The organism is Klebsiella sp. BIGb0132 (assembly GCF_024810075.1).
Taxonomy (GTDB): domain Bacteria; phylum Pseudomonadota; class Gammaproteobacteria; order Enterobacterales; family Enterobacteriaceae; genus Klebsiella; species Klebsiella terrigena.
Genome location: NZ_JANUDW010000008.1, coordinates 111,638 through 136,672, shown reverse-complemented (window position 1 = coordinate 136,672; position 25,035 = coordinate 111,638). Strand labels below are relative to the sequence as shown.

Annotated in this window: 22 protein-coding genes, 1 pseudogene and 1 riboswitch; of the genes and pseudogenes, 12 read left to right on the top strand and 11 right to left on the bottom strand. The window is 56.0% G+C overall.

Annotated elements, in window-relative coordinates; translation table 11 throughout:
* Window positions 1–43 precede the first annotated feature (43 nt).
* Entirely contained in the window at window positions 44–2,677 is a 2,634-nt protein-coding gene (locus tag M2416_RS20340; protein WP_076947346.1) for a PqiB family protein, read from the bottom strand.
* On the bottom strand, window positions 2,646–3,929 hold the full coding sequence (gene yebS, locus M2416_RS20335; protein WP_259226427.1) for a membrane integrity lipid transport subunit YebS: 1,284 nt from the start codon (window positions 3,927–3,929) through the stop codon (window positions 2,646–2,648). The genes M2416_RS20340 and yebS overlap by 32 nt, the downstream gene beginning before the upstream one ends.
* Window positions 3,930–4,061: 132 nt before the next feature.
* Between yebS and M2416_RS20330 the strand changes: the two genes are divergently transcribed.
* The 4 genes from M2416_RS20330 (at window position 4,062) to htpX (ending at window position 8,522) form a co-directional block, all read left to right on the top strand.
* On the top strand, window positions 4,062–4,559 hold the full coding sequence (locus tag M2416_RS20330) for a GAF domain-containing protein (RefSeq protein WP_259226426.1): 498 nt from the start codon (window positions 4,062–4,064) through the stop codon (window positions 4,557–4,559).
* A 97-nt stretch (window positions 4,560–4,656) separates the two neighbouring features.
* On the top strand, window positions 4,657–5,334 hold the full coding sequence (proQ, locus tag M2416_RS20325) for an RNA chaperone ProQ (protein WP_041146207.1): 678 nt from the start codon (window positions 4,657–4,659) through the stop codon (window positions 5,332–5,334).
* A gap of 19 nt (window positions 5,335–5,353) precedes the next feature.
* The gene (prc, locus tag M2416_RS20320) at window positions 5,354–7,402 is read left to right on the top strand and encodes a carboxy terminal-processing peptidase (RefSeq protein WP_076947348.1); all 2,049 of its coding nucleotides are present in this window, start codon (window positions 5,354–5,356) and stop codon (window positions 7,400–7,402) included.
* A gap of 238 nt (window positions 7,403–7,640) precedes the next feature.
* Entirely contained in the window at window positions 7,641–8,522 is an 882-nt protein-coding gene (htpX, locus tag M2416_RS20315) for a protease HtpX (RefSeq protein ID WP_041146205.1), read from the top strand.
* Between the two features lie 77 nt (window positions 8,523–8,599).
* Here the strand turns inward: htpX and M2416_RS20310 are convergent, their stop codons facing one another.
* Window positions 8,600–9,973 (bottom strand): MFS transporter, encoded by a 1,374-nt coding sequence (locus tag M2416_RS20310; RefSeq protein ID WP_076947349.1) that lies wholly within the window; start codon window positions 9,971–9,973, stop codon window positions 8,600–8,602.
* Window positions 9,974–10,150: 177 nt separating this feature from the next.
* Between M2416_RS20310 and kdgR the strand changes: the two genes are divergently transcribed.
* Window positions 10,151–10,942, top strand: coding sequence for a DNA-binding transcriptional regulator KdgR (gene kdgR, locus M2416_RS20305; protein WP_259226425.1), 792 nt, complete (start codon window positions 10,151–10,153; stop codon window positions 10,940–10,942).
* A 66-nt stretch (window positions 10,943–11,008) separates the two neighbouring features.
* On the opposite strand, the gene M2416_RS20300 is transcribed toward kdgR, so the two are convergent.
* Window positions 11,009–11,248, bottom strand: coding sequence for a YobH family protein (locus M2416_RS20300; protein WP_041146202.1), 240 nt, complete (start codon window positions 11,246–11,248; stop codon window positions 11,009–11,011).
* Window positions 11,249–11,408: 160 nt separating this feature from the next.
* Here M2416_RS20300 and mgrB point away from each other — a divergent pair, with 160 nt between their 5' ends.
* The 6 genes and pseudogenes from mgrB (at window position 11,409) to rlmA (ending at window position 15,711) form a co-directional block, all read left to right on the top strand.
* A complete protein-coding gene (gene mgrB, locus M2416_RS20295) occupies window positions 11,409–11,552 on the top strand; it encodes a PhoP/PhoQ regulatory lipoprotein MgrB (protein ID WP_041146201.1) in 144 nt (47 codons plus the stop codon).
* A gap of 74 nt (window positions 11,553–11,626) precedes the next feature.
* On the top strand, window positions 11,627–11,917 hold the full coding sequence (locus M2416_RS20290; protein ID WP_076947350.1) for a YebO family protein: 291 nt from the start codon (window positions 11,627–11,629) through the stop codon (window positions 11,915–11,917).
* 634 nt (window positions 11,918–12,551) lie between these two features.
* Window positions 12,552–12,696 (top strand): annotated as a pseudogene (locus M2416_RS20285) (DUF2627 domain-containing protein).
* 12 nt (window positions 12,697–12,708) lie between these two features.
* Window positions 12,709–12,918 (top strand): transcription antiterminator/RNA stability regulator CspE, encoded by a 210-nt coding sequence (gene cspE / locus M2416_RS20280; RefSeq protein WP_001062678.1) that lies wholly within the window; start codon window positions 12,709–12,711, stop codon window positions 12,916–12,918.
* Between the two features lie 191 nt (window positions 12,919–13,109).
* Window positions 13,110–14,855, top strand: a complete 1,746-nt coding sequence (gene ftsI, locus M2416_RS20275) for a peptidoglycan glycosyltransferase FtsI (RefSeq protein WP_076947351.1) — start codon at window positions 13,110–13,112, stop codon at window positions 14,853–14,855.
* Between the two features lie 61 nt (window positions 14,856–14,916).
* A complete protein-coding gene (rlmA, locus tag M2416_RS20270) occupies window positions 14,917–15,711 on the top strand; it encodes a 23S rRNA (guanine(745)-N(1))-methyltransferase (protein ID WP_076947352.1) in 795 nt (264 codons plus the stop codon).
* A gap of 3 nt (window positions 15,712–15,714) precedes the next feature.
* Here the strand turns inward: rlmA and mntP are convergent, their stop codons facing one another.
* The 5 genes from mntP to manX form a co-directional block, all read right to left on the bottom strand.
* The gene (gene mntP, locus M2416_RS20265; RefSeq protein ID WP_076947353.1) at window positions 15,715–16,281 is read right to left on the bottom strand and encodes a manganese efflux pump MntP; all 567 of its coding nucleotides are present in this window, start codon (window positions 16,279–16,281) and stop codon (window positions 15,715–15,717) included.
* 116 nt (window positions 16,282–16,397) lie between these two features.
* Window positions 16,398–16,508: riboswitch (yybP-ykoY riboswitch) on the bottom strand.
* A 199-nt stretch (window positions 16,509–16,707) separates the two neighbouring features.
* Window positions 16,708–17,166 carry a DUF986 family protein gene (locus M2416_RS20260; protein ID WP_076947354.1) on the bottom strand — a complete coding sequence of 153 codons (459 nt, stop codon included), beginning with the start codon at window positions 17,164–17,166 and terminating at the stop codon, window positions 16,708–16,710.
* 63 nt (window positions 17,167–17,229) lie between these two features.
* Window positions 17,230–18,081 (bottom strand): PTS mannose transporter subunit IID, encoded by an 852-nt coding sequence (locus tag M2416_RS20255; RefSeq protein ID WP_041146195.1) that lies wholly within the window; start codon window positions 18,079–18,081, stop codon window positions 17,230–17,232.
* 12 nt (window positions 18,082–18,093) lie between these two features.
* Window positions 18,094–18,894: a PTS mannose/fructose/sorbose transporter subunit IIC gene (locus M2416_RS20250; RefSeq protein ID WP_041146194.1), complete on the bottom strand. Its 801-nt coding sequence runs from the start codon at window positions 18,892–18,894 to the stop codon at window positions 18,094–18,096.
* Between the two features lie 55 nt (window positions 18,895–18,949).
* Complete coding sequence (manX, locus tag M2416_RS20245; RefSeq protein ID WP_041146193.1) at window positions 18,950–19,921, bottom strand: PTS mannose transporter subunit IIAB; 972 nt, start codon at window positions 19,919–19,921, stop codon at window positions 18,950–18,952.
* A gap of 447 nt (window positions 19,922–20,368) precedes the next feature.
* On the opposite strand from manX, the gene yoaE reads away from it, so the two are divergent.
* Window positions 20,369–21,928: a CNNM family cation transport protein YoaE gene (gene yoaE, locus M2416_RS20240; RefSeq protein WP_259226424.1), complete on the top strand. Its 1,560-nt coding sequence runs from the start codon at window positions 20,369–20,371 to the stop codon at window positions 21,926–21,928.
* A gap of 38 nt (window positions 21,929–21,966) precedes the next feature.
* Here the strand turns inward: yoaE and M2416_RS20235 are convergent, their stop codons facing one another.
* On the bottom strand, window positions 21,967–23,544 hold the full coding sequence (locus M2416_RS20235) for an EAL domain-containing protein (protein ID WP_076947356.1): 1,578 nt from the start codon (window positions 23,542–23,544) through the stop codon (window positions 21,967–21,969).
* 124 nt (window positions 23,545–23,668) lie between these two features.
* Complete coding sequence (gene sdaA, locus M2416_RS20230) at window positions 23,669–25,033, bottom strand: L-serine ammonia-lyase (protein WP_041147681.1); 1,365 nt, start codon at window positions 25,031–25,033, stop codon at window positions 23,669–23,671.
* Between the last annotated feature and the right edge of the window lie 2 nt (window positions 25,034–25,035).

Below are 25,035 nucleotides of genomic sequence, written 5' to 3'. Positions count from 1 at the left end.
GCTCAGGCGCCGGGGCGGCGGCTGAGCTCCAACAATCCGCGGGCTAGCGCGGCAGGGCGGTGCCCCATTCGCGCCACTCTTTCGGCTCGCTCTCCAGCAGCAGGAAGTGCTTATCATCCTGCGCTTTTGGCGCCAGCGGCGTGCCCGGCGGGGTGGCAAAGGAGATGCCGCCGCGAATGAACTGATTGAAGGTCCCGGTTTTCACCACTCCGCCAATCAGGCCAAAGTCGAGGTTGTAGCCGGAAGAGAGCCAGAACACCGAGTTGTTACGCACCAGATACTGATAACGCTTGCTGATCCGCAGTTTGACCATCACGCGGTCCGACAGCGATCCCAGCGTTAGCCCGGTGACCGTCCCCACCTCGAGGCCACGGAACAGCACCGGCGTGCCGATATCCAGCGAACCGGCTTCCGGCACCTCAACCACGATGCTCAGGCCATCGATATAGCGCGAGTCGCTGATGGTCGTTTCCTGGATTTCGAAGTCACGGCGCGGCGTGCCCCGACCGGGCTCAACGTTGATATACGGCTGGAAGATGGTATCCAGGTGCTCGACGCCCGCCGCGGAAATTTGCGGGGTGATCACCGAGAATCGGGTGCCTCCGCGGGCGAAGGTATCTACGTACTCCGGGTAGAGCACGGCTTTCGCCTGCACTTCGTTTTTGGCGGTGATCAGGTTTAGCGATTGGATCTGGCCGATGTTAATCCCCAGATAGCGGATAGGCATGCCGGAGGAGAGTTTTCCCGCATCGAAGGCGTGCAGGGTTATCTGCCCGCCTACCGCGCGGGCGGCGGTCTCTGAGGCATACAGAATACGCTTATTGCCGCTGCGGGCGCGGGCGCTGGTGCCGCTCAGCTCGTCAAAGCTGATTGCCCCTTTAAGGGCGCGGGCCAGCGGCGAGGCCTGCACGGTCAGGCCGTTGCCGTCGAGCTGGACCTTCGCGCCGCCTTCCGCCCAGAACACGCTATTGCCGGTAAGCAGATGACGATATTCCGGCTGAATGTGCAGGTCGATATCAAACGCGTTGCTGCGCGGCCTGACGGAGGTCACCTCGCCCACGGCAAACTTGCGGTAGAGCACCACCGAGCCTTCCTGTACATCCGGCAGCGTTTCCGCCGTGAGGCTCAGGGTGGTAGTCGGGACGTCGCTCAGGCTATTCTCCTGCGCTTTTTCCATATTGGCATACAGCGGATAGCTGGACTGAATCACCCCTTTGGCGCCGGGAATAATGCGGATACCGCCGTCAACCCATTCGCTGGCGCTGGCGCCAAGCACCTTAATGCCGTCGAGGCCAACCTTAACGTCGAGGCGGCTGTTGACCACAAATTTGCTGTCCCCGTGCACCAGATCGCGGTATTCCGGCGTAATGGCCACCTGGAAGGTGACGCCTTTCGCCGTCAGCCTGCGCTCCAGCACCTGGCCGATTTTCACGCCGTGCAGCACCAGCGGCTGTCCGGCGTCAATGCCGAAGCTCTCCGATGCCGTCAGCGTGATGGCGGCGACGTTGGGCTCCTCCAGCAGCGATTTATCCGCCGGCAGCACCACGAAGTGGCTGCGCGCCTCACCCTCTCCCGGAACCAGCTCAAAGGTATTGCCGGTCAGCAGGGCGCTGAGGCTTGGGTTATCCAGCGAAATTTTCGGCTTTTTCATCTGAATAAGCGTCTTATCACGCAGCAGAGTTACGACGCTGGGATCGACGGTCATCTCGCCGGTGACTTTACTCCCGGGCTGGAGGTTGAGCTTAGTCAGCTGTCCGACCTCGAGACCCTGGTACATCAGCGGCGTAGAGCCGGCTTTCAGCCCCGTGCCGTCGGGTAAATCGAGCGTCACCAGCACGCCGCGCTGGCTGTGGGCCAAATCTTCGTACAGCCCGTACTCATCGTTTTGCTGAGCGACTTTGGAATCGTCGGGGGAATCGAAGGCAATCGCCCCGTTAACCAGGGCCGAAAGGCTTTCCAGCTCCACTTTAGCGCCGCTAAACCCGACGTCGGCCTTGACGCCCGAAACGTTCCAGAAGCGGGTGCCTTTTTTGACCAGATTGGTAAAGCGGCGCTCGATCAGCACGTCAATGGTGACGCCCTGGTTGCCGTCGTTAAGCGCATAGTCGTAGACCCGGCCAACGGGAATTTTGCGAAAATAGACCAGCGACCCGCTGGTTAGCGAGCCGAGATCGGCGGCGTGGAGATGAATCATCAGCTCGCCGTTGTTGATACGGTACTTCGGCTGGGTATCGAGGGCGACAAAGTGGTCCTCAGGTTCGCCCTGGCCCGGCATCATGCCGATATAGTTGCCGCCGACCAGCGCATCAAGGCCGGAAACGCCCGCCAGCGAGGCTTTCGGCGTGACCAGCCAGAACTGCGTGTCCTTGCGCAGGGCATCTTTCATATCGCTTTTGACGCTGGCCGAAACCTCTATCTTACTCAGGTCTTTACTCAGCGAGATATTCTGCACCGTGCCCACTTCTACCCCCTGATAGCGGATAGGCGTGCGTCCGGGGACAATCCCGTTAGCCGACTGAAAGTCGATAGTGATCGTCGTCCCGCGATCGCTATAGCTGGTCCAGATCAGCCAGCTGGCGATCATCAGCGCGATGACCGGCAGCAGCCAGAATGGCGAGATGCGACGTTTGGTTTTAATTTTGGCTTCAGTCGGCGAAGCGGGCGTTTCCTGACTCATGTGCGTCCCAAAGTAAGCGGCTGTCCAGCCATTCAACAGCAAGGATAGTTAATATTACCGCGGCGCCGAAATATACCGCAGCAGGCCCCATCGTAAAAGCGAGGAGTTGATCGCGGTTTATCAGCGACATGGTTAATGAGATAACGAAAAGATCGAGCATCGACCAGCGGCCAATCCAGGTAATCAGCCGCAGCAGCAGGATGCGGGTGCGCAGCCCCTGTTCGCACCTGAATTGTATGCTGACCAGCAGCGTAAACAACACAATAACTTTGGTAAACGGCACCAGAATACTGGCGATAAACACCACGCCGGCAATGGCGACGTTGCTGTTGGCCAGCGACAGAATCCCGGAGAGGATCGTATCGTCCTGGCGCGCGCCGTTAACGTAGATAATCGAGATCGGCAGCAGGTTGGCGGGGAGCAGGAACATCACCGAGGCAATCAGCGCCGCCCAGCTCTTCTGCAGGCTCTGCGGCCGACGGTGGCGTAGCGGCGTATGGCAGCGACGGCAGCGTCCGCGGGCGTCGCGGTGCCCGGTGTAGTGGCAGCCGGTGCACACCTGCAGATTCGGGTCCGGGCGCAGCGCCGGGCGCTCGGGGTAGAATCGCTCCCACAGCTCTTCGACGTTCATGTGAATGAGCGTGAGGATGCTGAGCAGCGTCAATGAGACAAAGGCGATAAGCCCGACGCCGGGCTGCAGGAACGCGTAATCCTGGACCTTGATCGAGGCCACGCCGATGCCCACCAGGTAGATATCGAGCATCACCCACTCTTTTAACCGCTCCAGCATCAGCAGCACCGGGCGCAGGTTCATCCCCAGCACGTTGCCTAGCCAAAGATAGGCGATGGAGATAACCAGCAGGGCCGGCGCGCCAATGGCACAAAATAGCACCATCGCCGCCGTCAGCGGATCGCCCTGGTCGGTCATTTGCCAGATGCCCTGTAATACGTTAGCGTCGATACGCACCCCGAGCAGGTGCAAACGCAGTAAAGGTTCCATCCAGGCGAAAGGCATCAGCAGCATCATGGCGATCGCCATACTGCCAAGGCGCGAAAGCGACCAGTCGCGGCCGTCGCGTATTTTGGCGCTGCAGCGTGGGCACCAGGCGCTCTGATTGCGCTTAAGCACCGGCAGGCGAAACAGAATGTCGCACTGCGGGCAGCGGTGATAGTGGGCCTGAGGCAACGGCGAACCGACCGCATGTACGGTCATCTTTTTCGCTGGCGTAATCTGGGGTGTTTTTAGTGGCATTTATTACGTACGGCAATGAATGTATTTCACTATATTAACCCAGGAATGAATTCATCTTGAGCCTGAACGCATTTAATGCTTATTTTATTAGGCAGTCAGTGTACGAGAGTAAGACAACTAAGTGATTATATAATGAACAAAACAGAATTTTACGCGGATCTGAACCGTGATTTTCAGGCATTAATGGCAGGAGAAACCAGTTTTCTGGCCACGATCTCTAATACCAGCGCGCTGCTGTTTGAGCGGCTGAGCGAGGTAAACTGGGCCGGGTTCTACCTACTCGAAGGCGATACGCTGGTGCTGGGGCCCTTCCAGGGCAAGCTGGCCTGCGTGCGAATTCCGGTTGGGCGGGGCGTTTGCGGTACTGCCGTTTCGCAGAATCGCGTGCAGCGCGTGGAGGATGTTCACGCCTTTGACGGGCATATCGCATGTGATGCCGCCAGCAATTCGGAGATTGTCTTCCCGCTGCGGGTGAACGGTCAGATTATTGGCGTCCTGGATATCGACAGCACCGCGTACGCCCGCTTCACCGCTGAGGATGAACAAGGGCTTACGCAACTGGTAGCGCAGCTGGAAAAACTCATTTCTGCGACCGACTATCAAAAAATATTCACCCACGTCGCAGGATAATCAACGGATAACGTAGCATTTAGCGATGGCGTCATTATAATGGCGCCTGTTCATGCCTGCGGCTTGTTGGCTACGTCCGTTGTAATCAGGAAATTTCATGGAAAATCAACCTAAGTTGAATAGCAGTAAAGAAGTTATCGCATTTCTGGCCGAACGTTTCCCACAGTGCTTCAGCGCTGAAGGTGAAGCTCGCCCCCTGAAAGTCGGTATTTTTCAGGATCTCGTTGAGCGCGTTGGGGGTGAGATGAATCTCAGCAAAACCCAGCTTCGTGCCGCTTTACGTCTTTATACTTCGAGCTGGCGCTATCTGTACGGCGTTAAGCCAGGGGCGATTCGCGTCGACCTCGACGGCAACCCGTGCGGCGAACTGGAAGAGCAGCACGTTGCTCATGCCCGTCAGCAGCTCGAAGAAGCAAAAGCTCGCGTCCAGGCACAGCGTGCAGGCCAGCAGGCCAAAAAACGCGAAGCCGCAGCTGCCGCTGCAGGTCAGCAGGAAGACGGCACCCGTCGTGAGCGTAAGCCGCGTCCTCAGGTTCGCCGCAAAGAAGGTACCGAACAGCGTAAGCCGCGTCCTGCCGTTGCGAAAGCACCGCGCGAAGAGCGTCATACTCCTGTATCAGATCTGACCGTGCTGTCCGTCGGCCAGGCTCTGAAGGTGAAAGCAGGCAATAACGCAATGGACGCCACCGTTCTGGAAATCACCAAAGATGGCGTTCGTGTACAGCTGACTTCTGGTATGTCAATGATTGTACGCGCAGAACACCTGGTGTTCTGAAACGGAGGCCGGGCCAGGCATGAACACATTCTTTAAGCTCACCGCGCTTGCGGGCCTGCTAGCAATAGCAGGCCATGCGTTTGCCGTGGATGATATTACCCGAGCCGATCAAATCCCCGTGCTGAAAGAAGAGCCGCAGCACGCGACGGTGAGTGAGCGCGTAACCTCGCGCTTTACTCGTTCGCACTATCGACAGTTCGATCTCGATAACGCCTTCTCGGCAAAAATTTTTGACCGCTATCTGAACCTGCTGGATTACAGCCACAACGTGCTGCTGGCCAGCGACGTTGCCCAGTTTGCCGCCAGGAAAAATCAAATCGGCGACGAGCTGCGCAGCGGAAAACTGGACGTTTTTTACGACCTGTATAACCTGGGACAGAAGCGGCGTTTCGAACGCTATCAGTACGCATTGAAGGTGCTGGAGCGTCCGATGGACTTTACCGGCAACGATAACTTCAACCTTGACCGCAGCAAGTCGCCCTGGCCGAAAGACGAGGCTGAGCTGAACGCGCTGTGGGATGCCAAGGTGAAGTTTGACCAGCTGAGCCTGAAGCTTGCCGGTAAAGACGACAAAGAGATCCGCGAAACGCTGACCCGCCGCTATAAGTTTGCTATTCGCCGTCTGGCGCAAACCAATAGTGAAGATGTGTTCTCGCTGGTTATGACCTCCTTTGCCCGCGAAATCGACCCGCATACCAACTACCTGTCGCCGCGCAATACCGAGCAGTTCAATACCGAAATGAGCCTTTCGTTAGAAGGGATCGGCGCGGTGCTGCAGATGGACGACGACTATACGGTGATCAACTCGCTGGTGGCCGGTGGCCCGGCGGCGAAGAGCAAGTCCATTAGCGTTGGCGACCGTATCGTCGGCGTCGGCCAGGCCGGCAAGGGCATGGTTGACGTGATCGGCTGGCGTCTTGACGACGTGGTGGCGCTGATCAAAGGGCCGAAGGGCAGTAAAGTTCGTCTTGAAGTGCTGCCTGCGGGCAAGGGCGCGAAAACGCGCATCGTCACGCTAACCCGCGAGCGAATTCGTCTCGAAGATCGCGCGGTTAAAATGTCGGTGAAAACCGTTGGTAAAGAAAAAATCGGCGTGCTGGATATCCCTGGTTTCTACGTTGGCCTGACGGATGACGTCAAGGTTCAGCTGCAGAAGCTGGAAAAACAGAACGTCAGCAGTATCGTTATCGACCTGCGCAGCAACGGCGGCGGGGCGCTGACCGAGGCGGTATCGCTTTCCGGTCTGTTTATCCCGTCTGGCCCGGTAGTGCAGGTGCGTGATAACAACGGTAAAGTGCGTGAAGACAGCGATACTGACGGCGTCGTGTACTACAAAGGCCCGCTGGTTGTACTGGTTGACCGCTTCAGCGCTTCGGCTTCTGAAATCTTCGCCGCGGCGATGCAGGACTACGGGCGCGGACTGATCGTCGGTGAGCCAACCTTCGGTAAAGGCACCGTGCAGCAGTACCGCTCCCTGAACCGCATTTACGATCAGATGCTGCGTCCGGACTGGCCGGCGCTGGGTTCCGTACAGTACACCATCCAGAAGTTCTACCGTATTAATGGCGGCAGTACTCAGCGTAAGGGCGTAACGCCGGACATCATGATGCCAACCGGCACTGAAGATCGCGAGACCGGCGAGCAGTATGAAGATAACGCTCTGCCGTGGGATAGCGTGAATGCAGCCACCTACGTCAAGTCCGGCGACTTAACGCCGTTCGGCGCCGGGTTGCTGAAACTGCATGATGAGCGGATTGCCAAAGATCCGGAATTCCAGTACATCATGAAGGACATCGCTCGTTATAACGCAATGAAAGACAAGCGTAATATCGTTTCTCTGAACTACGCCCAGCGCGAGAAAGAGAACGAAGAGGATGATGCGACTCGTCTGGCCCGCATTAACGATCGCCTGAAACGTGAAGGCAAACCACAGCTTAAGAAGCTGGACGATCTGCCGAAGGATTACCAGGAGCCGGATCCGTATCTTGATGAAACGGTCCATATTGCGCGCGACCTGGCCCATCTGGAGAAAGACCAGCCGGCGGTGGAACCACCGGTTAGCAAATAAGCACCCGACGGGCACACATGTTGTGCCCGTTTTTTTTATCCGATCCTGCCGTCAAAAACCTCGATTCCCCCGCGCGCGATGTCAATATATTATGCAGATGTCAGCGATATGCTACAAAATGTAAAGTTGTGTCTTTCTCGTGACTTAGCGGGGGAGGATGGTTGAAAATTAACGTTGTACCCATACGATATGGGTAATCGCATAGTGCGTTTTGTTAAATCGAGGTTAGAAGAAAATTATGATGCGAATCGCGCTCTTCCTGTTGACCAACCTGGCCGTTATGGCGGTGTTCGGGCTGGTGCTGAGCCTGACGGGAATACAGTCAAGCAGCATGACCGGGCTACTGATCATGGCGCTGCTTTTTGGTTTTGGTGGCTCGATCGTTTCGCTGCTGATGTCGAAATGGATGGCGCTAAAATCGGTGGGTGGGGAAGTCATTGAGCAGCCGCGTAACGAAACCGAACGCTGGCTGATGAATACCGTCGCGCAGCAGGCGCAGCAGGCGGGCATCGGCATGCCGCAGGTTGCTATCTACCATGCGCCGGATATTAACGCCTTTGCCACCGGCGCACGCCGTGATGCTTCGCTGGTTGCCGTCAGCACCGGGCTGCTGCAAAACATGAGCCGTGACGAGGCGGAAGCCGTTATTGCCCATGAAATCAGCCACATTGCCAACGGCGATATGGTGACCATGACCCTGATTCAGGGGGTGGTGAACACCTTCGTTATCTTTATCTCGCGCGTTATCGCGCAAATTGCCGCAGGATTCCTTAGCGGCAACCGCGATGAAGGCGAGAGCAGCAACGGCAACCCGCTGGTTTACTTTGCCGTCGCCACCGTTCTGGAGCTGGTGTTTGGGATTCTGGCCAGCATCATCACCATGTGGTTCTCGCGCTACCGCGAGTTCCATGCGGACGCGGGCTCTGCCCGTCTGGTTGGTCGCGAGAAAATGATCGCCGCCCTGCAGCGTTTGAAAACCAGCTACGAGCCGCAGGAAGCCAGCAGCATGATGGCGCTGTGCATCAACGGCAAAGCGAAGTCGATGAGCGAGCTGTTTATGACGCACCCGCCGCTGGATAAACGTATCGAAGCTCTGCGCAGCGGGGAATATCTGAAGTAATCCTCTTCTTCAGAGCGTAGAAACAAAAACCGCAGCCTTAATCGGCTGCGGTTTTTTTTGTGCCGTAATCGGGCGGGCTATTGTCCGGGGCGCGGCTGGGTGACGCGCAGGCCGCTCACGGTGGCGGCCACCACCGCCAGTCCGCCAGCCAGCAGCAGCGCGGTATGGGTGCCGCCGTTACCCTGCAGATTGAACAGCAGCGCGACCAGCGCCGCGCCGGTGCTTTGTCCCAGCAGTCGGGCGGTGCCGAGCATTCCGCTGGCCCCTCCGCTGCGGTGGCTCGGGGCCGATGAGACGATAGTGTGGTTATTCGGCGACTGGAACAGGCCGAAGCCCGCGCCGCAGAGCGCCATGCGCCAGATAATATCGAGATCGGACGGCGATGAGGGCAGCAGCGCCAGGCCAAACAGACCGCAGGCCATGACCGTCAGACCGATCGCTCCCAGCAGCCCGGCATGAATTTTCTCAATCAGGTAACCCGCCAGCGGCGCCATCACCATGGTCGCCAGCGGCCAGGGTGTCAGGAGCAGTCCCGTCTCGACCTCGCTGCGTCCGATTGTCCCCTGCAGGAAGAAGGGCAGTGAAACCAGCGCCAGCATCTGGGCGCAGAAGGAGCAGATTGAGGTGCAGATGGAGAGCGAGAAAAGCGGAATACGCAGCAGATCAACCGGCAGCAGCGGCACCGGCATCCGCAGCTGGCGGCGAATGAAGAAGAACCCGATAATCAGCATAGCCGCCAATTCAGCGAGCACCAGCTGGCCGGACTGCCCCTGCGCAAAGCCGCCGAGCGCGACGATCAGCAGGCCAAACGTCAGCGCATTCATGATAGCGCTGGGGAGATCGAAGCGGGTGATCCTGCTGCGCCCGCAGTTGGCCGGCAGGTAACGTATGGCGAGCGTCAGCGAAATAATCCCCAGCGGAATGTTGATTAAAAACAGCCACTGCCAGGAGGCGACGGAGAGGATAGCGGCGGCAATCGTCGGGCCGGCCGCGGATGAGACGGCGACCACAAACGAGTTGATCCCCATTCCCCGTCCGAGGAAGCGCTTCGGGAAGATAAGACGAATGAGCGCGGTATTCACGCTCATCAGCGCGGCGCCGCCGAGGCCCTGGGCTACGCGGGCGAGAGTCAGCATCTCCAGCGAGTGGGAGAGGGCGCAGGCCAGTGAGGTAAAGGTAAACACCAGCAAACCGATTTTATAGATGCGCCGATAGCCGAACATATCACCCAGAAAGGAGAGCGGCAGGAGCGCAATGACGATGGCGATTTGGTAAGCGTTGACTATCCAGATTGAGGCGGCGGGCGAAGCGTTAAGGTCGGTGGCGATGGTCGGCAGGGCCACGTTGGCAATGGCGCCGTCGAGTACCGCCATCGCGATGCCTAAAACGATGGTCAGAATGGCGCCGTAACGCTGCGGCAGGGGCAGACCATCGGAAACGTTTTTATCCATGTTAAGCTTGTGTCTTTATCGTAACTATTCTCTGGGTAATGATTTTAGCATTGATTATTCGGCTGTATGTCGCAGATTTGTAACGAATGGGCAGAAGAACGATTGCGGGCATCGGGTTGCGAATTTATAATAAAAACCGGTTCTAATTTTTATAAAACAGTTGCGATGAGGTGATAAATGGCAGTTGCAGATTTGGATAAACAGCCAGATTCTGTCTCTTCAGTATTGAAGGTTTTTGGCATCCTGCAGGCGCTTGGCGAAGAGCGTGAAATTGGTATTACCGAACTATCTCAGCGCGTTATGATGTCAAAAAGCACCGTTTATCGCTTTTTGCAGACCATGAAGTCGCTGGGCTACGTTGCCCAGGAAGGGGAGTCTGAGAAATACTCCCTGACGCTGAAGCTGTTCGAGCTGGGCGCGCGCGCGCTGCAGAATGTCGATCTGGTGCGCAGTGCGGATATTCAGATGCGCGAGCTGTCGCGCCTGACGAAAGAGACTATCCATCTGGGTGCGCTGGACGAAGACAGTATCGTCTACATCCATAAAATCGATTCGATGTACAACCTGCGCATGTATTCTCGCATCGGCCGCCGCAACCCGCTGTACAGCACCGCTATCGGCAAAGTGCTGCTGGCGTGGCGCGACCGCGCCGAGGTGGAGCAGATCCTCGAAGACGTCGAGTATAAGCGCAGCACCGACCGGACGATTACCAGCACCGAAGAGCTGCTGGAGGTTCTGGACAGCGTTCGTCAGCAGGGCTATGGCGAAGACAACGAAGAGCAGGAAGAGGGGCTACGCTGCATTGGTGTACCGGTCTTCGACCGCTTTGGCGTAGTGATCGCCGGGTTGAGTATCTCTTTCCCGACGCTGCGCTTCTCGGAGGAGCGTCTGCATGAATACGTTGAAATGCTGCACACCGCGGCGCGTAAAATTTCTGAGCAGATGGGCTATAACGACTATCCGTTCTGACAGCCGCGGGCGCTAGCTGCGTCGGGCTACAGCGGGAAGACGCTTCCTGCTGTAGCCCGCAGCGGATTAACCTTTGTCGATAACGGTTTCGCTTTTACGCAGAACCGGACAGTCGGTCAGACCAATAATACCGCTGTCAGAATGAACGTACTGCACGGTTGTGGTACCGCGAGCGGTCAGATATTTACACTGGAGGCCCAGCCCCGCTGCGTTCTCATTGCTGCCAATCAACATGCCGTAGCCGCTTAATAATACGCCAATCCATAAGATAGCCAGTACTACAATCGTACGAATGATCAATCGCATTGTTGCCTCATAATTTGTATTATCCTCGGCGTTTATTTTGACAGGTACACGAGTTGAAACAAGTCTATGATTCTGAAACTTGCGTTTCGTATTACAGTTAGCCGCGGTTTAAGATGAGCGTGCTATCCTGGCAACATCTGGTATTGATGCGGAGTGTGGAGTGAAAAAATTACGCTGGGTTTTGCTGATTGTTGTCATAGCGGGCTGTTTGTTGCTGTGGACTCAGATGCTTAACGTAATGTGCGATCAGGATGTGCAGTTTTTCAGCGGCATCTGCACCATCAACAAATTCATCCCCTGGTAAGACATTTTTATTACGACTGATTTTCTTCTGCTGCGCGGGTGGTAGAATAAACGCCTTCTCTTTGAGGTGGTGAAATGAGTGAGTTACTAAGTCCTGGGATCGTAAATCTGGCATCGCTGGCGCTTTCCATTGTGCTGTTGCTTGTCGGCCTGTTGTTATGGTTTTTTGTTAATCGCGCAAGTTCGCGCGCCAACGAGCAGATTGCGCTGCTGCAGGCTCTGCTGGATCAGCAAAAGCGCCAAAACGCGCTGCTGCGTCGGCTCTGCGAAGCCAATGAACCTGAGAAGGAAGAGGCTGCCGAACCTTCAGCCGTTGAGAAGGGGAAGGACGACGACGACTTTATCCGTCTCGTCGCTGAACGGTAGCTGCTAAACGGGTGTACACCGCACTGGTGTACGCCTGCCTCATCGCCTTACGCAATAACTTATTCTTATCCTTCCGTGCTTATTGCCACATTTCTTATGTCACTTAATGTGTTAGCGATCGCAATTTTATCCAATAAGCTATGGATTTTTGAGCTATTCAAATAAAATAATAACATCGTGATTTAATTGCATGATGAAAGTGTGTGTCATCGAAAATTCATTATTAAGATGCAATGTAAACACTATTTATCGCGTGGCTAACAGGATTTAATTAACCCTGCATATTCTCGGCCTAAGCCAATTTTCAACTATCAATATGCGCGTTTATGCGCATCGTTATGCAGCGACCTGGACGTAACCCCTTAAAATTGGCAGGGTGCATGCCTGGCGGGCTGGACGGAGCGAAGTTGTTGAGCTACGGTGAAAAAGTTGCAGCTCTCATCCATGCATAATGGGATGTTTGCCGCGCGCCCCGGCATTAACGGCGGGCGAGAAAAGGCGCATAAACGTGCAGTTGGTCAAATGATTCCCTTATATTTTGTGCGAAGGATCGAGAGCCGTTTAAAAATGGCTTGCCATTATTAACGTTGTATGTGATAACACCTTTCGGGTTAAACGAGGTACAGTTCTGTTTATGTGTGGCATTTTCAGTAAAGAAGTCCTGAGTAAACACGTTGTCGTTGAATACCGCTTCTCTGCCGAACCTTATATTAGTGCCTCATGCAGTAGTGTGTCAGTTTTATCTATGTAAGCGCCTACGGGCGAAGAAAACAGTCTAAGGAATTTTGCAAATGGCAAAGATTAAAGGTCAAGTTAAGTGGTTCAACGAGTCTAAAGGTTTTGGCTTTATTACTCCGGCTGATGGCAGTAAAGACGTGTTCGTACACTTCTCCGCCATCCAGGGTAATGGCTTCAAAACTCTGGCTGAAGGCCAGAACGTTGAGTTCGAAATTCAGGACGGCCAGAAAGGTCCGGCAGCAGTTAACGTAACTGCTATCTGATTCAAGACCACTCAGCTTGTAAAGAAAGCCTCGCCTCTGCGGGGCTTTTTAGCATTTATTGCAAAACATTTCCGATTTTCCCCCTCCGTTGCGCTTTGTTGCAAAACAACACCTTTATTAGCACTGTTTCGCATCCTGTTTTGTCGATTTTCTGTTAAATCAGAGGGTTGCAAAATAATGCTGGAGCTACGGTGCAAAAGAACAAAACTAAGACAGGCGCGAATTTCACCCCGATTCGCTTTGGGCTACTGTGTGCAGCGATCCTCAGCTGCCTTGGGCTGCTTCTAGGCCGGGTGGGATGGCTGCAGATTGTCTCCCCCGATAATCTGGTTAAGCAAGAGGATATGCGTTCGCTGCGCGAAGAGCCTATCGACGTTCAGCGCGGGATGATAAGCGACCGCGAGAATCGCCCGCTGGCGGTCAGCGTACCGGTTAGCGCTATCTGGGCCGACCCGCAAACGATCGTCGAGAAAGGGGGCGTCGGCTATGGACCACGCTGGCAGGCAATGGCGGAAGCGCTGCACCTTAACCTGGGCGACCTGGCGAAACGGGTTCAGGCTCACCCTCACATGCGCTTTGTCTATCTGGCGCGCCAGGTTAACCCGGAGCAGGCCGAGTGGATCGATAAGCTGCATCTGCCGGGGATTAACCTGCGCGATGAATCCCGACGCTTTTATCCGGCGGGCCACGTTGCGGCCAACCTGCTTGGTTTTACCAATATCGATAATCAGGGAATTGAAGGGGTTGAGAAAAGCTTCAACGCCCAGCTCACCGGAAAGGCCGGACGTCGGCTGGTGCGTAAAGATCGCCATGGCCACGTGATTGAAAATATCACCGAGGTGGCGGCGGTTCCGGCGCACAATTTACAGCTGAGTATCGACGAGCGGCTGCAGACGGTCACTGAGGATGCGCTGGATAATGCGGTCAGCTGGAACAAGGCTGAGTCCGGAGCGGCGGTGCTCATTAAGATTGATACCGGCGAAATCCTGTCGATGGCCAGCTATCCGGACTTTAACCCCAATAATCGCGATAACGCCCGGCTAGATGATTTCCGTAATCGCGCCATCAGCGATACCTTTGAGCCGGGCTCGACGGTGAAGCCGCTGGTGCTGATGACGGCGCTACAGCAGGGGATTGTGCAGCCTGACAGCGTGGTAGATACCCATCCTTTCGTTCTTGACGGTCACCGCATTCGCGATGTCGGCTACTACCCGGAGCTGACCCTCACCGGCATTCTGCAAAAATCCAGCGATGTCGGCGTCTCGCACCTGTCTCTGGCTATGCCGGTCCAGCACCTGATCGACACCTATAAGGCCTTTGGCTTTGGCGACCCTACGGGCCTCGGGCTCACCGGGGAAAGCGCGGGGCTGATGCCCCAGCGCCGCTACTGGGGCCAGCTGGATCGCGCGACGTTCTCTTTTGGCTACGGCCTGATGGTCACCCCGCTGCAGCTGGCGCATGTCTACGCCACCATCGGCGGCTTCGGCATCGAGCGGCCGCTGTCGATTACCCGCATCGATCCGCCGGTTATCGGCACGCGAGTGATGCCGGAACAGATCGTTCATGAGGTAGAGCATATGATGGAGAGCGTGGCGTTGCCGGGCGGCGGCGGGACAAAAGCGGCCGTCCGCGACTATCGGATTGCGGTAAAAACCGGGACCGCGAAAAAAATTGGCCCGGACGGCAAGTACATCGATAAATATGTTGCCTATACCGCGGGCGTGGCGCCGGCCAGCAACCCGCAGTTTGCGCTGGTGGTGGTGATCAACGACCCCAGCAACGGCTCTTATTACGGCGGGGCTGTTTCGGCGCCGGTATTTAGCCAGATAATGGGCGACGTGCTGCGTCTCGAAAACGTCATGCCGGACGGAATGCCGGCGGGCTCGGACAATCTCATCGTTATGCATAACGACGAGAGCCTGCCTCCGGCGCTGTAACAGTGGTCTGAAAGAGCGAATAACGCTACACTTTCGCTCTTTCAGCGACACCGGAGTTGTCATGTCTTACAGTTGCCCCCTTTGCCACGCGCCGCTTGAGCGCCGCGAAAATAGCTATATCTGCCCGCAGCGGCACCAGTTTGATTTAGCGAAGGAGGGATACGTTAACCTGCTGCCGGTGCAGTTCAAACGCTCGCGCGATCCGGGCGACAGTGCGGAGATGATGCAGGCGCGACGCGCCTTTCTCGATGCCGGCCACTACCAGCCGCTGCGTGATGCGATCGGCGAGTTTCTGCAGACCTGTGCGCCAGCCGACCTGCTGGACATCGGCTGTGGCGAGGGTTACTACACCCACGCGTTTGCCGCTATTTCAGCCCGCTGCTGGGGCCTCGACGTCTCTAAATCAGCGGTTCGCGCGGCGGCCAAACGCTATCCGCAGGTGAATTTCTGCGTCGCTTCCAGCCAGCGTCTGCCGTTTGCTGATGCCAGCTTTGATGCGGTGGTGCGGATCTACGCGCCCTGCAACGCGCTCGAGCTGGCGCGGGTGGTCAGACCCGGGGGCTGGGTGGTTACCGCGACGCCGGGTCCAAAGCATCTGCTTGAGCTGAAAGGCCTGATTTACGACGAGGTGCATCTGCACGAGCAGAATACGGAAGAGATGACCGGTTTTACCCTGCGCCATGAGCAGCAGCTGGCGTATCCCATGACGCTAAGCGGGAGTGAGGCCGAGGCGCTGCTGCAGATGACGCCGTTTGCATGGCGGGCGAAACCACCGGTGCGTGAAACGCTGCGTCAGCAGGCGCGATTCGGCTGCCAGACCGATTTTATGATCCACTGCTGGCAGCGTGATGCCTGATCGCTAACCGGCGAAGTGGCTCCAGAGAATTTCTGTCCCGATACCGATAAGCACAATCCCGCCGAGAATTTCAGCCCGTTTGCCAAGCAGCGGGCCGATAAACCGTCCCAGCATAATACCCAGCGTTGACATCACCAGCGTCGCGCAGCCAATCGCCAGCGCGGTGGCAATGATGTTCACCTGCAGGAATGCCAGACCGACGCCAACGGCCATGGCGTCAAGGCTGGTGGCAATGGCGGTGGTGACCAGCAGCCAAAAGCCGTGACGATGGGGCGCTTCGCACTCGTCGCCGGCGCCGCCGCGAAATCCTTCAATGACCATTCGGCCTCCGAGGAAAACCAGCAGCACAAAGGCAATCCAGTGATTCCACTCGAGGATGAACTGGCTGGCAAGCATCCCCATTCCCCAGCCGACAAGCGGGGTCAGCGTTTCAATCGCGCCGAAGATAAGCCCGGTGCGTAACGCTTCGGAAAATTTAGGTTTGTGGAGAGTTGCACCCTTACCGATAGAGGCGGCGAAGGCGTCCATGGACATGCCAAAGGCCAGAAGAATCGTTGCGGATAAGTTCATGAGTGCGTCCTGACCGGGGATATTCCATATGACACATCGCTGCCCCCAGTAAATATACGCAATAACTCTAATGATTATATATTGCGCACTGCAGTGATGTGCCTATGGTCTCGCCTGATTGAATGCGTTCTTCAACCCGTACGTGCCACGTTTTGCAACGAGTATGTTGACACGTACATCTTCTGGCCTGGCGGACAGAAGATCGGCTACTCCCCAACGACGGGCGCAACCTTAACATATTTTTAGAATATAAAACAATAACACCATTTAGATATTTCAATAACCAAATGATAACGATTTTCATTTGAATTTAGGTGTCAACAATTGGTTAATAAATATGAGAGAAGTGGCCAGAGGGAATATAGCAATGGCTATATGTCCCTCTGCCGAAATGGGCTGAAATATAGCGCAGGCTATATTTTTAACTTATTGAGTGGAAACGAGAAGTTTGTATATTTTTTCCAGATCGTCGATATTTCGTACGCGAATAAGCAAGCGTCTTTGCTCTAATTGCATCACCAGCACGCCGTCTTCCGATAAATTCATCTCTTTAATACGCTTATATTCAATCCAGATATTGGCGAAGAAAAAGCCAGCCGGTTTGAAGATGATCTTTGGCGTGCGGATCCAGAACAGGTAGAGTCCCATTAATGCCAGAGCAGATAACAACCAGGTGGTGATGAGCGCGCCGTGGCTAACAATGTTGTTATAAATCAGGATGGCGGTGAGACCGACGAAGATTATCCCGTCAACGCGGCTGCGGCGGAGCAGGGGAACGGCCAGCAGCTGCGGGCCGTTGCGGCGCGGCATAATAAACTGGTCATAAATCGCAAATGCCAGCAGAAGCAAAATAAACAGAACCAGCACCAGATCCGTGAGAGTCATCCATCCTCCGAACAAAAGCTAAAAAAAAAGCCGGGGGCAGGCCCCCGGCGTACAGCAGGATAATTACAGCCCCAGCAGGCCGATGGCGTAGCCAACGATACCGATGACGAAGAAGCCAACGATGATCCACAGGGCGTTAACTTTCTTACGCAGCAGCCACATACAGGCGAAGGTCAGCAGCAGAGGCACCAGACCCGGCATCAGCTGGTCAAGAATAGTCTGCACGGTAGTCACGCGAGTCTGGCCATCCTGACCGGTGATGGTGGATACCACCAGCGGGATGTTCACGTGCGTCCACTTGTTAACCAGTGCCCCCATGACAAACAGGCCGAGAATCGATGCCCCCTCGGTCAGTTTCTGCAGGAAGCCGCCGCCCATATCTTTAACGATGTCGATACCTTTACGGTAACCGTACGCGACGCCGTAGTAACGGGTCAGCAGGCGTACCGCGTTAAACAGGATAAAGAACAGCAGAGGACCAAGCAGGCTGCCGCTCATCGCGATACCGGCGCCCAGCGCCGCGAATACCGGACGCACGGTACCCCAGAAGATCGGGTCGCCTACGCCTGCCAGCGGACCCATCAGGCCGACTTTGATACCGTTGATGGCACCATCGTCGATCTCCGCGCCGTTAGCACGCTGCTCTTCCATCGCCAGCGTTACGCCGAGAACCGGCGCCGCAACGTAAGGGTGAGTGTTAAAGAACTCAAGGTGACGCTTAATCGCCTGTTTACGCGCATCGTTATTCTCCGGGTACAGGCGACGAATTGCCGGCACCATAGAGAAGCAGAAGCCCAGCGCCTGCATACGTTCGAAGTTCCATGAACCCTGGAACAGGTTAGAACGAATGAACACGCCACGAATATCACTCTGAGTGAGTTTTTTCTCGGTGGTATTTTTAGTCATATCAACCATTTCGCTCACCTGTTAGTCCAGTTCGTTATCGAGATCGTTATTACCAGCAGCCTGCGCTGGCGCACCCGCTACGCGGTTGTATTTCGGGCTCAGCTGGATGTAGAGGATGGCCATTACGGTACCAATCACGCCCAGAGCAACCAGGTTGAAGTCGGTGAATGCAGCGGTAACGAAGCCGAGGTAGAAGAACGGCATCAGATAGCCTGCGCGCATCATGTTGATGACCATCGCGTAACCAACGACTACGATCATGCCACCTGCGATGTTCAGACCGCCGGTGACCACTTCCGGAATGGCGTTCAGCAGACCCTGGACTTCACTGGTACCGACGGAGATAGCGACGATAACAGCCGGGATAGCGATACGCATGGCCTGCAGGAACAGAGACGAAACGTGAAGCCAGGAAATGGCCGTCAGGTTTCCGCTATCCGCTGCTTTATCCGCAGCGTGCTGGAAGGCAACGGTGATCGTACGAACGATAATGGTCAGAACCTGGCCTGCTGCTGCCAGCGGGATAGCCAGCGCGATACCGGCACCAATGCTTTGGTGGCCCGCGATAACCAGAACGGTCGAGATGATGGACGCCAGGGCGGCATCCGGCGCTACGGCGGCACCGATGTTCATCCAGCCCAGGGCGATCATTTCCAGGGTACCACCGATGATAATACCGGTTTTCATATCCCCGAGAACGGCGCCAATCAGCGTACAGGCCACCAGAGGACGGTGGAACTGAAATTCATCAAGTACCGACTCCATACCCGCAATACACGCGACGATGAACACCAGCACAATCTGAAGAAGGGTAATCTCCATTGTACTTCTCCTGTTGATTAAGTCTTAAGTTGAAAAGTCAGGCGCGAGCGCAGGGTTATTTATTAACCTTGGCGATCAGGTCCATCATTTTCAGTTTCTGGTCGGTGGAAACTTTGCGTGCTTCCAGTTCGATACCGCGGGCGTTCAGCTTCTTGAACGCTTCAATATCTTTCTCATCGACCGAAATCGCGTTGTTCACCTGCGTTTTGCCCTGGCGGAAAGCCATGCCGCCGATGTTAACGGTGGTGATATTCACGCCACCTTCAACAACGCGCTCAACGTCAGTGGGGTTAGTGAACAGCAGCATAATGCGCTCGCCGGCGTATTTGGGGTTGTTGTAGACGCGGATCATTTTAGCCACATCGACAACGTGGGCGGTGACGCCCGGAGGTGCAACCTGAGTCAGCAACGTTTTGCGTACGGTATCGGCGGCGACTTCATCGCTGACGACAATAATACGGGTGACGTTGGTTTCTTTGGTCCAGCGGGTCGCGACCTGTCCGTGGATAAGACGATCGTCGATACGCGCCAGGCCGATAACCATGTAATCGTTTGGACCCATCGGTTTAGCTGGGGTTGCCGCTCGCGGCGCTGCCGCCTGAACGGGAGCCGGAGCCGCTTTTTCTACCGCTTTTGCTTTCAGCGCCTTAACGCCTTCACGACCGGTTTCCACCGCTAACGCCACCAGCTCGTCGAACGACGGATCGTCGTCACGGGCCATCAGCGTTTCAACCAGCATGGGAATGTTAACGCCGGCGATGACTTCGTAGTGTTCTTTATCGACGACAATGCGGCTCGCCGCGTTGAACGGGCTGCCTCCCCACGTATCGACGAGAAACAACACGCCTTTAGTCGTGTCCAGCTTCGCCAGCTGTGCGTTGTACTTCTCGATCAGCGTTTCGGCGTTTTCACCGGGAACGAAATCAATCCAGCCAACGTTTTCCTGCTCGCCCAACAGCATTTCTGCCGTCTTCAGCAGCTGTTCTGCAGCCCAACCATGTGTGCCTATTACAATAGCAATCGTCACTTGCTACCTCCTTTATTATGGTGAATGCATCATCTGTTGTGATACATCCTGAATCACTCTTGCGAACAAAATCGATTCAGTAAGGGTGTAAGATCTAAAATAATCACTACAGCGAATTATTTTAGATAGTGAAAAAATAATTAATGTGATGAAGATCCGTTAATCACGCATCTACGAATAATAATTTCGCGGCGCAAAAAATAGCCTTAGCTATTGCAAAAACAGGTAAATTTTTTTCCAATCCGGTTCTGTTTTTTGCTATGTTTAGCTTCCGTTTAACTACTCAGGAGTATAGGGCATAGCCCGCTGTATGGACCCTCATCGACGTCTTTTCACCTTTTGGCACCAGTCTGCCACCGCTACCTGCTACGCTTTTTTACCAGCAACAATTGTCTCGCCTGTGCATGACATAGCGATGACTACGTCCGTCGTTAACTGGAGCAACTCATGGAATTCTTAATGGATCCCTCTATTTGGGTCGGCTTGTTGACGCTGGTCGTCCTCGAGATCGTGCTCGGTATCGACAACCTGGTATTTATCGCCATCCTTGCAGATAAACTGCCGCCAAAGCAGCGTGATAAAGCACGTCTGATTGGCCTGTCGCTGGCGCTGTTCATGCGTCTGGGGCTGCTGTCGGTTATTTCGTGGATGGTGACCTTAACCAAACCGCTGTTCAGCATCGCTGATTTTTCCTTCTCCGGGCGCGATCTTATTATGCTGCTGGGGGGGATATTCCTGCTGTTCAAGGCGACGACCGAGCTACACGAGCGGCTGGAAAACCGCCAGCATGATGCCGGTCATGGTAAAGGTTACGCCAGCTTCTGGGTGGTGGTACTGCAGATCGTCGTGCTTGATGCCGTGTTCTCGCTGGATGCCGTGATTACCGCCGTGGGTATGGTGAACCATCTCCCGGTGATGATGGCGGCGGTGGTGATTGCGATGGCCGTGATGCTGCTGGCCTCGAAGCCGCTGACCCGCTTCGTGAACCAGCATCCGACGGTGGTGGTGCTGTGCCTTAGCTTCCTGTTGATGATTGGCCTGAGCCTGGTGGCTGAAGGCTTTGGTTTCCATATACCGAAAGGCTACCTGTACGCCGCGATTGGCTTCTCGATAACCATCGAGTTCTTCAACCAGGTGGCGCGCCGTAACTTTATCCGCCATCAGTCGACGCTGCCGCTGCGCGCGCGAACCGCCGATGCGATCCTGCGCCTGATGGGCAGCCGCAAGCAGCATCAGGTCACGCACGATGGCGACATGCCTTCTGCGGTACCGGTGCCGGAAGGCGAGTTTGCCGAAGAAGAGCGCTACATGATTAACGGCGTGCTGACGCTTGCCCAGCGCTCGCTGCGCGGCATCATGACGCCGCGCGGTGAAATCAGCTGGGTTGACGCTGAGCAGAGCGAAGATGAGATTCGCCGCCAGCTGCTCTCTTCCCCGCACAGCCTGTTCCCGGTGTGCCGGGGCGAGCTGGATGAGATCATCGGTATCGTTCGTGCCAAAGAGATGCTGGTGGCCCTGGAGGCCGGTGAGAACGTGGCGGCGCTCGCTTCGGCGTCGCCGGCGATTGTGGTTCCGGAAACCCTGGACCCGATCAATCTGCTGGGCGTTCTGCGCAGGGCCCGCGGCAGCTTCGTTATTGTCACCAACGAGTTCGGCGTGGTGCAGGGGCTGGTGACGCCGCTGGACGTGCTGGAGGCGATTGCCGGCGAGTTCCCGGACGCCGATGAGACGCCGGAGATTGTTGCCGATGGCGACGGCTGGCTGATCAAGGGCTCGACCGATCTCCACGCGCTGCAGCAGACGCTGGGGCTGGATGATATCGTCAACGAAGAAGAGGATATTGCGACGGTTGCCGGGCTGGTTATCGCCGTCAACGGCCATATCCCGCGCACCGGCGACGTCGTTGAGCTGGCGCCGCTGCAGTTCACTATCGTTGAGGCTAATAACTACCGCGTCGATCTGGTCCGCGTCGTCAAAACGCGCCACGAGCACGACGAAGAAGAGTAATCCCGCCGACCTGCCGGCCTCCGTAAGGAGCCGGCAGGCTATTCGCTATTCTTTGCCCCCACCGTTGTCAGGTTGTGCATCGCCAGCCATTGCGGGAATTCGTTGATCGGCATCGGCCGGGCGTAGCGAAACCCCTGCAGGATATCGACGCCGTGGTCACGCAGATACTCCGCCTGCTCCTGTGTTTCAACGCCTTCCGCGATAGTGACAATTTCCAGGCGATGCGCGAGGGCAATAATCATATCCGTTACCGTCGAATTTACGCTGTCGATGCCGATAGCGCTGGTGTAGGACTTATCAATTTTTAAGATATCGGGGCGCAGTTTTTTCAGCCATGACAGCGAGCTGTTGCCGGTGCCGAAATCATCGATTGCCAGCTGCACGCCTTTGTAATGCAGGTGTTCGGCCATATGACGATCGCCATCCTGCAGCACGTCACGCTCCGTCAACTCCACCACCAGCTGCTGGATGGGATGGGCGCTAAACCAGTAGTGATGCAGATCGCGCAGCAGCTCGCCGTTAGCAAAGTGGCGGGCGGCGACGTTGATTGAAATATGGAAACCTTTGTCCTGGGGGAAGAGGTTGAGCTGGCGCGCGGTCTCCGCGATGACGTAGCGGGTGAGGGGAACGATAAGATTGTAACCCTCGGCAATGGGAATAAAAACGTCGGGAGAAATTCTCCCGCGACGCGGATTGTTCCAGCGCAGCAGGATCTCGACTCCGCAACACCTTTGGCTGCGCGCATCCTCCAGCGGCTGGCACCAAAGCTCGAACTCGCGAGAAGCTATTCCGAGACTGATTTCGCGGGAGAAGCTGAGCCTGCCGGCGGTGATGAGCCAGGCAATGCCGGTCATCAACAGCGTAAGGATCAGCGCCAGCGGCAGCTCGGCGGGCAGGTCGTTGAGGGCGATGGCCGAGGCGCCCGGGCCGCTGACGTTGATGGTAAAGGGAAACTGCGAAGAGCTCTGGCGATAGATAATGCGCTCGCCGGGAATGGCGTCGCGATCCACCAGACCAAGGCCGTTAATAAAGCTTTTATCTCCCACCTGCAGCCCAATACCGGTAATCAGCGGTGATTTCGCGTTGAGAATTAACTCCCCCAGCAGCTCAATGTTAATCATCAGCATGACGCCGTCGGCGCCGCTGGGGGATACCGGATACCAGCGAATTAATACCGGTGAGCCGACCAGCAGCGACCCGTCGGTGGAGAATACCAGAATGGAGTGATTGCTCGGCAGCATTGGCTGTCGCTGATGAACGTTAACATTGCGTTCGCCATAAATACTCGAGCAGTAAAGAATACTGGATTTCACCAGCGCGATGGTGCGCACCGTCTGCAGCGTGGCCGCCAGCTTGCGTAGAGGCAGGTGAATATCCCGGCACGGCTGGCCGACGAAACTGAGCAGCGAGGTGTGCTGGTTTTCAAGCGGGAGAAGAATTTTATCCATCGCCAGCACCATCTGGCCGGTGACGGTCTGGATCCGCTGCTGATTTAGGCTACGCTGTGAAATAAATCGGATAACCAGCGTGGTTGTTAACGTTAATAACGCAACAATCAAACAGACGACCATACGTTTGCGGCGGTATGTCGTGATGACCTTATGTGCAGTCTGCATGCGCGACACCCTGTCGACTCTGAGTATCGGTCAGAATAACAATCGTCAGACAGTAAGTGTAGTGGGTGTAAATGAATAGCAGAAGAAAAATGCGCCGCTTAGGGCGCATTTCGTTTGCGATGGTTTAGTCACACTGTACTTTGATGGCCAGACCGCCGCGGGAAGTCTCGCGATATTTGGCGTTCATATCCTTGCCGGTTTCGTACATCGTCTCGATAACTTTATCGAGGGAGACGCGCGGTTCGCTGGTACGGCGCATCGCCATTCGCGCGGCGTTAATCGCTTTAACCGATGCGATGGCGTTGCGTTCGATGCACGGCACCTGGACCTGGCCGGCGACGGGATCGCAGGTCAGGCCAAGATTGTGCTCCATGCCGATCTCTGCCGCCACGCACACCTGCTCCGGGCTGGCGCCGAGCAGCTCTGCAAGACCGGCGGCGGCCATCGAGCACGCTACGCCAACCTCGCCCTGACAGCCCACTTCCGCGCCTGAAATAGAAGCATTCATCTTGTACAGCGCGCCCACGGCGCCGGACGCCATAAAGTAGCGAATGTAGATATCAGGGCTGACCGATTCAATAAAATGGTCGTAGTAGGCCAGCACCGCGGGCACAATCCCGCAGGCGCCGTTGGTCGGGGCCGTAACCACGCGGCCGCCGGCGGCGTTCTCTTCGTTGACGGCGAGGGCAAACATGTTCACCCAGTCAATGACGTTCATCGGGTCGCTGGAGAGCTTATCGCTGGCGACCAGCAGACGGCGCAGCGCAGAGGCGCGACGCGGTACGCGCAGCGGCCCTGGCAGTACCCCTTCGGTATTCATGCCGCGATCGATACAGGCGCGCATGGTCTGCCAGACGTTGGCAAAATAGTCTTCAATCTCTTTTTTGTCGTGCAGCGCCAGTTCGTTCTGCATCACCATTCCGGAGAGCGACAGTCCGGTCTCTTTGCAGTAGCCCAGCATCTCCTGCGCCGATTTAAACGGGTAAGGAACGCTGAGCTCGCCCGCATCTTCTTTGCCGAAATGCTCTTCGTCGACGATAAAACCGCCGCCGATGGAGTAGTAAGTTTTGCTGTAGATTTCTTTGTCACCGGCCCAGGCATGAATCGTCATCCCGTTCTCGTGCAGCGGCAGGTTGTCGCTGCGAAAACGCATGCCATCATCCTGCGGGAAATCGACTTCCTGCTGCCCTTGCGCCAGCAGCAGGCGTCCGCGCGCTTCTACGTCGCGAATAAATGCCGGAATCGCGTCAATGTCGACCGTATCGGGCTGATTGCCCGCCAGCCCCATGATAATGGCGATGTCCGTGTGGTGGCCTTTGCCGGTTAATGACAGCGAGCCGTAGACGTCAACCGCCACGCGCGTCACGTCACTAAGTAGTCCCTTTTCGACCAGGTCATCGACGAACTGTTTACCGGCCTTCATCGGCCCTACAGTATGGGAAGATGAGGGACCAATCCCCACCTTGAACATGTCGAATATACTAATCACCA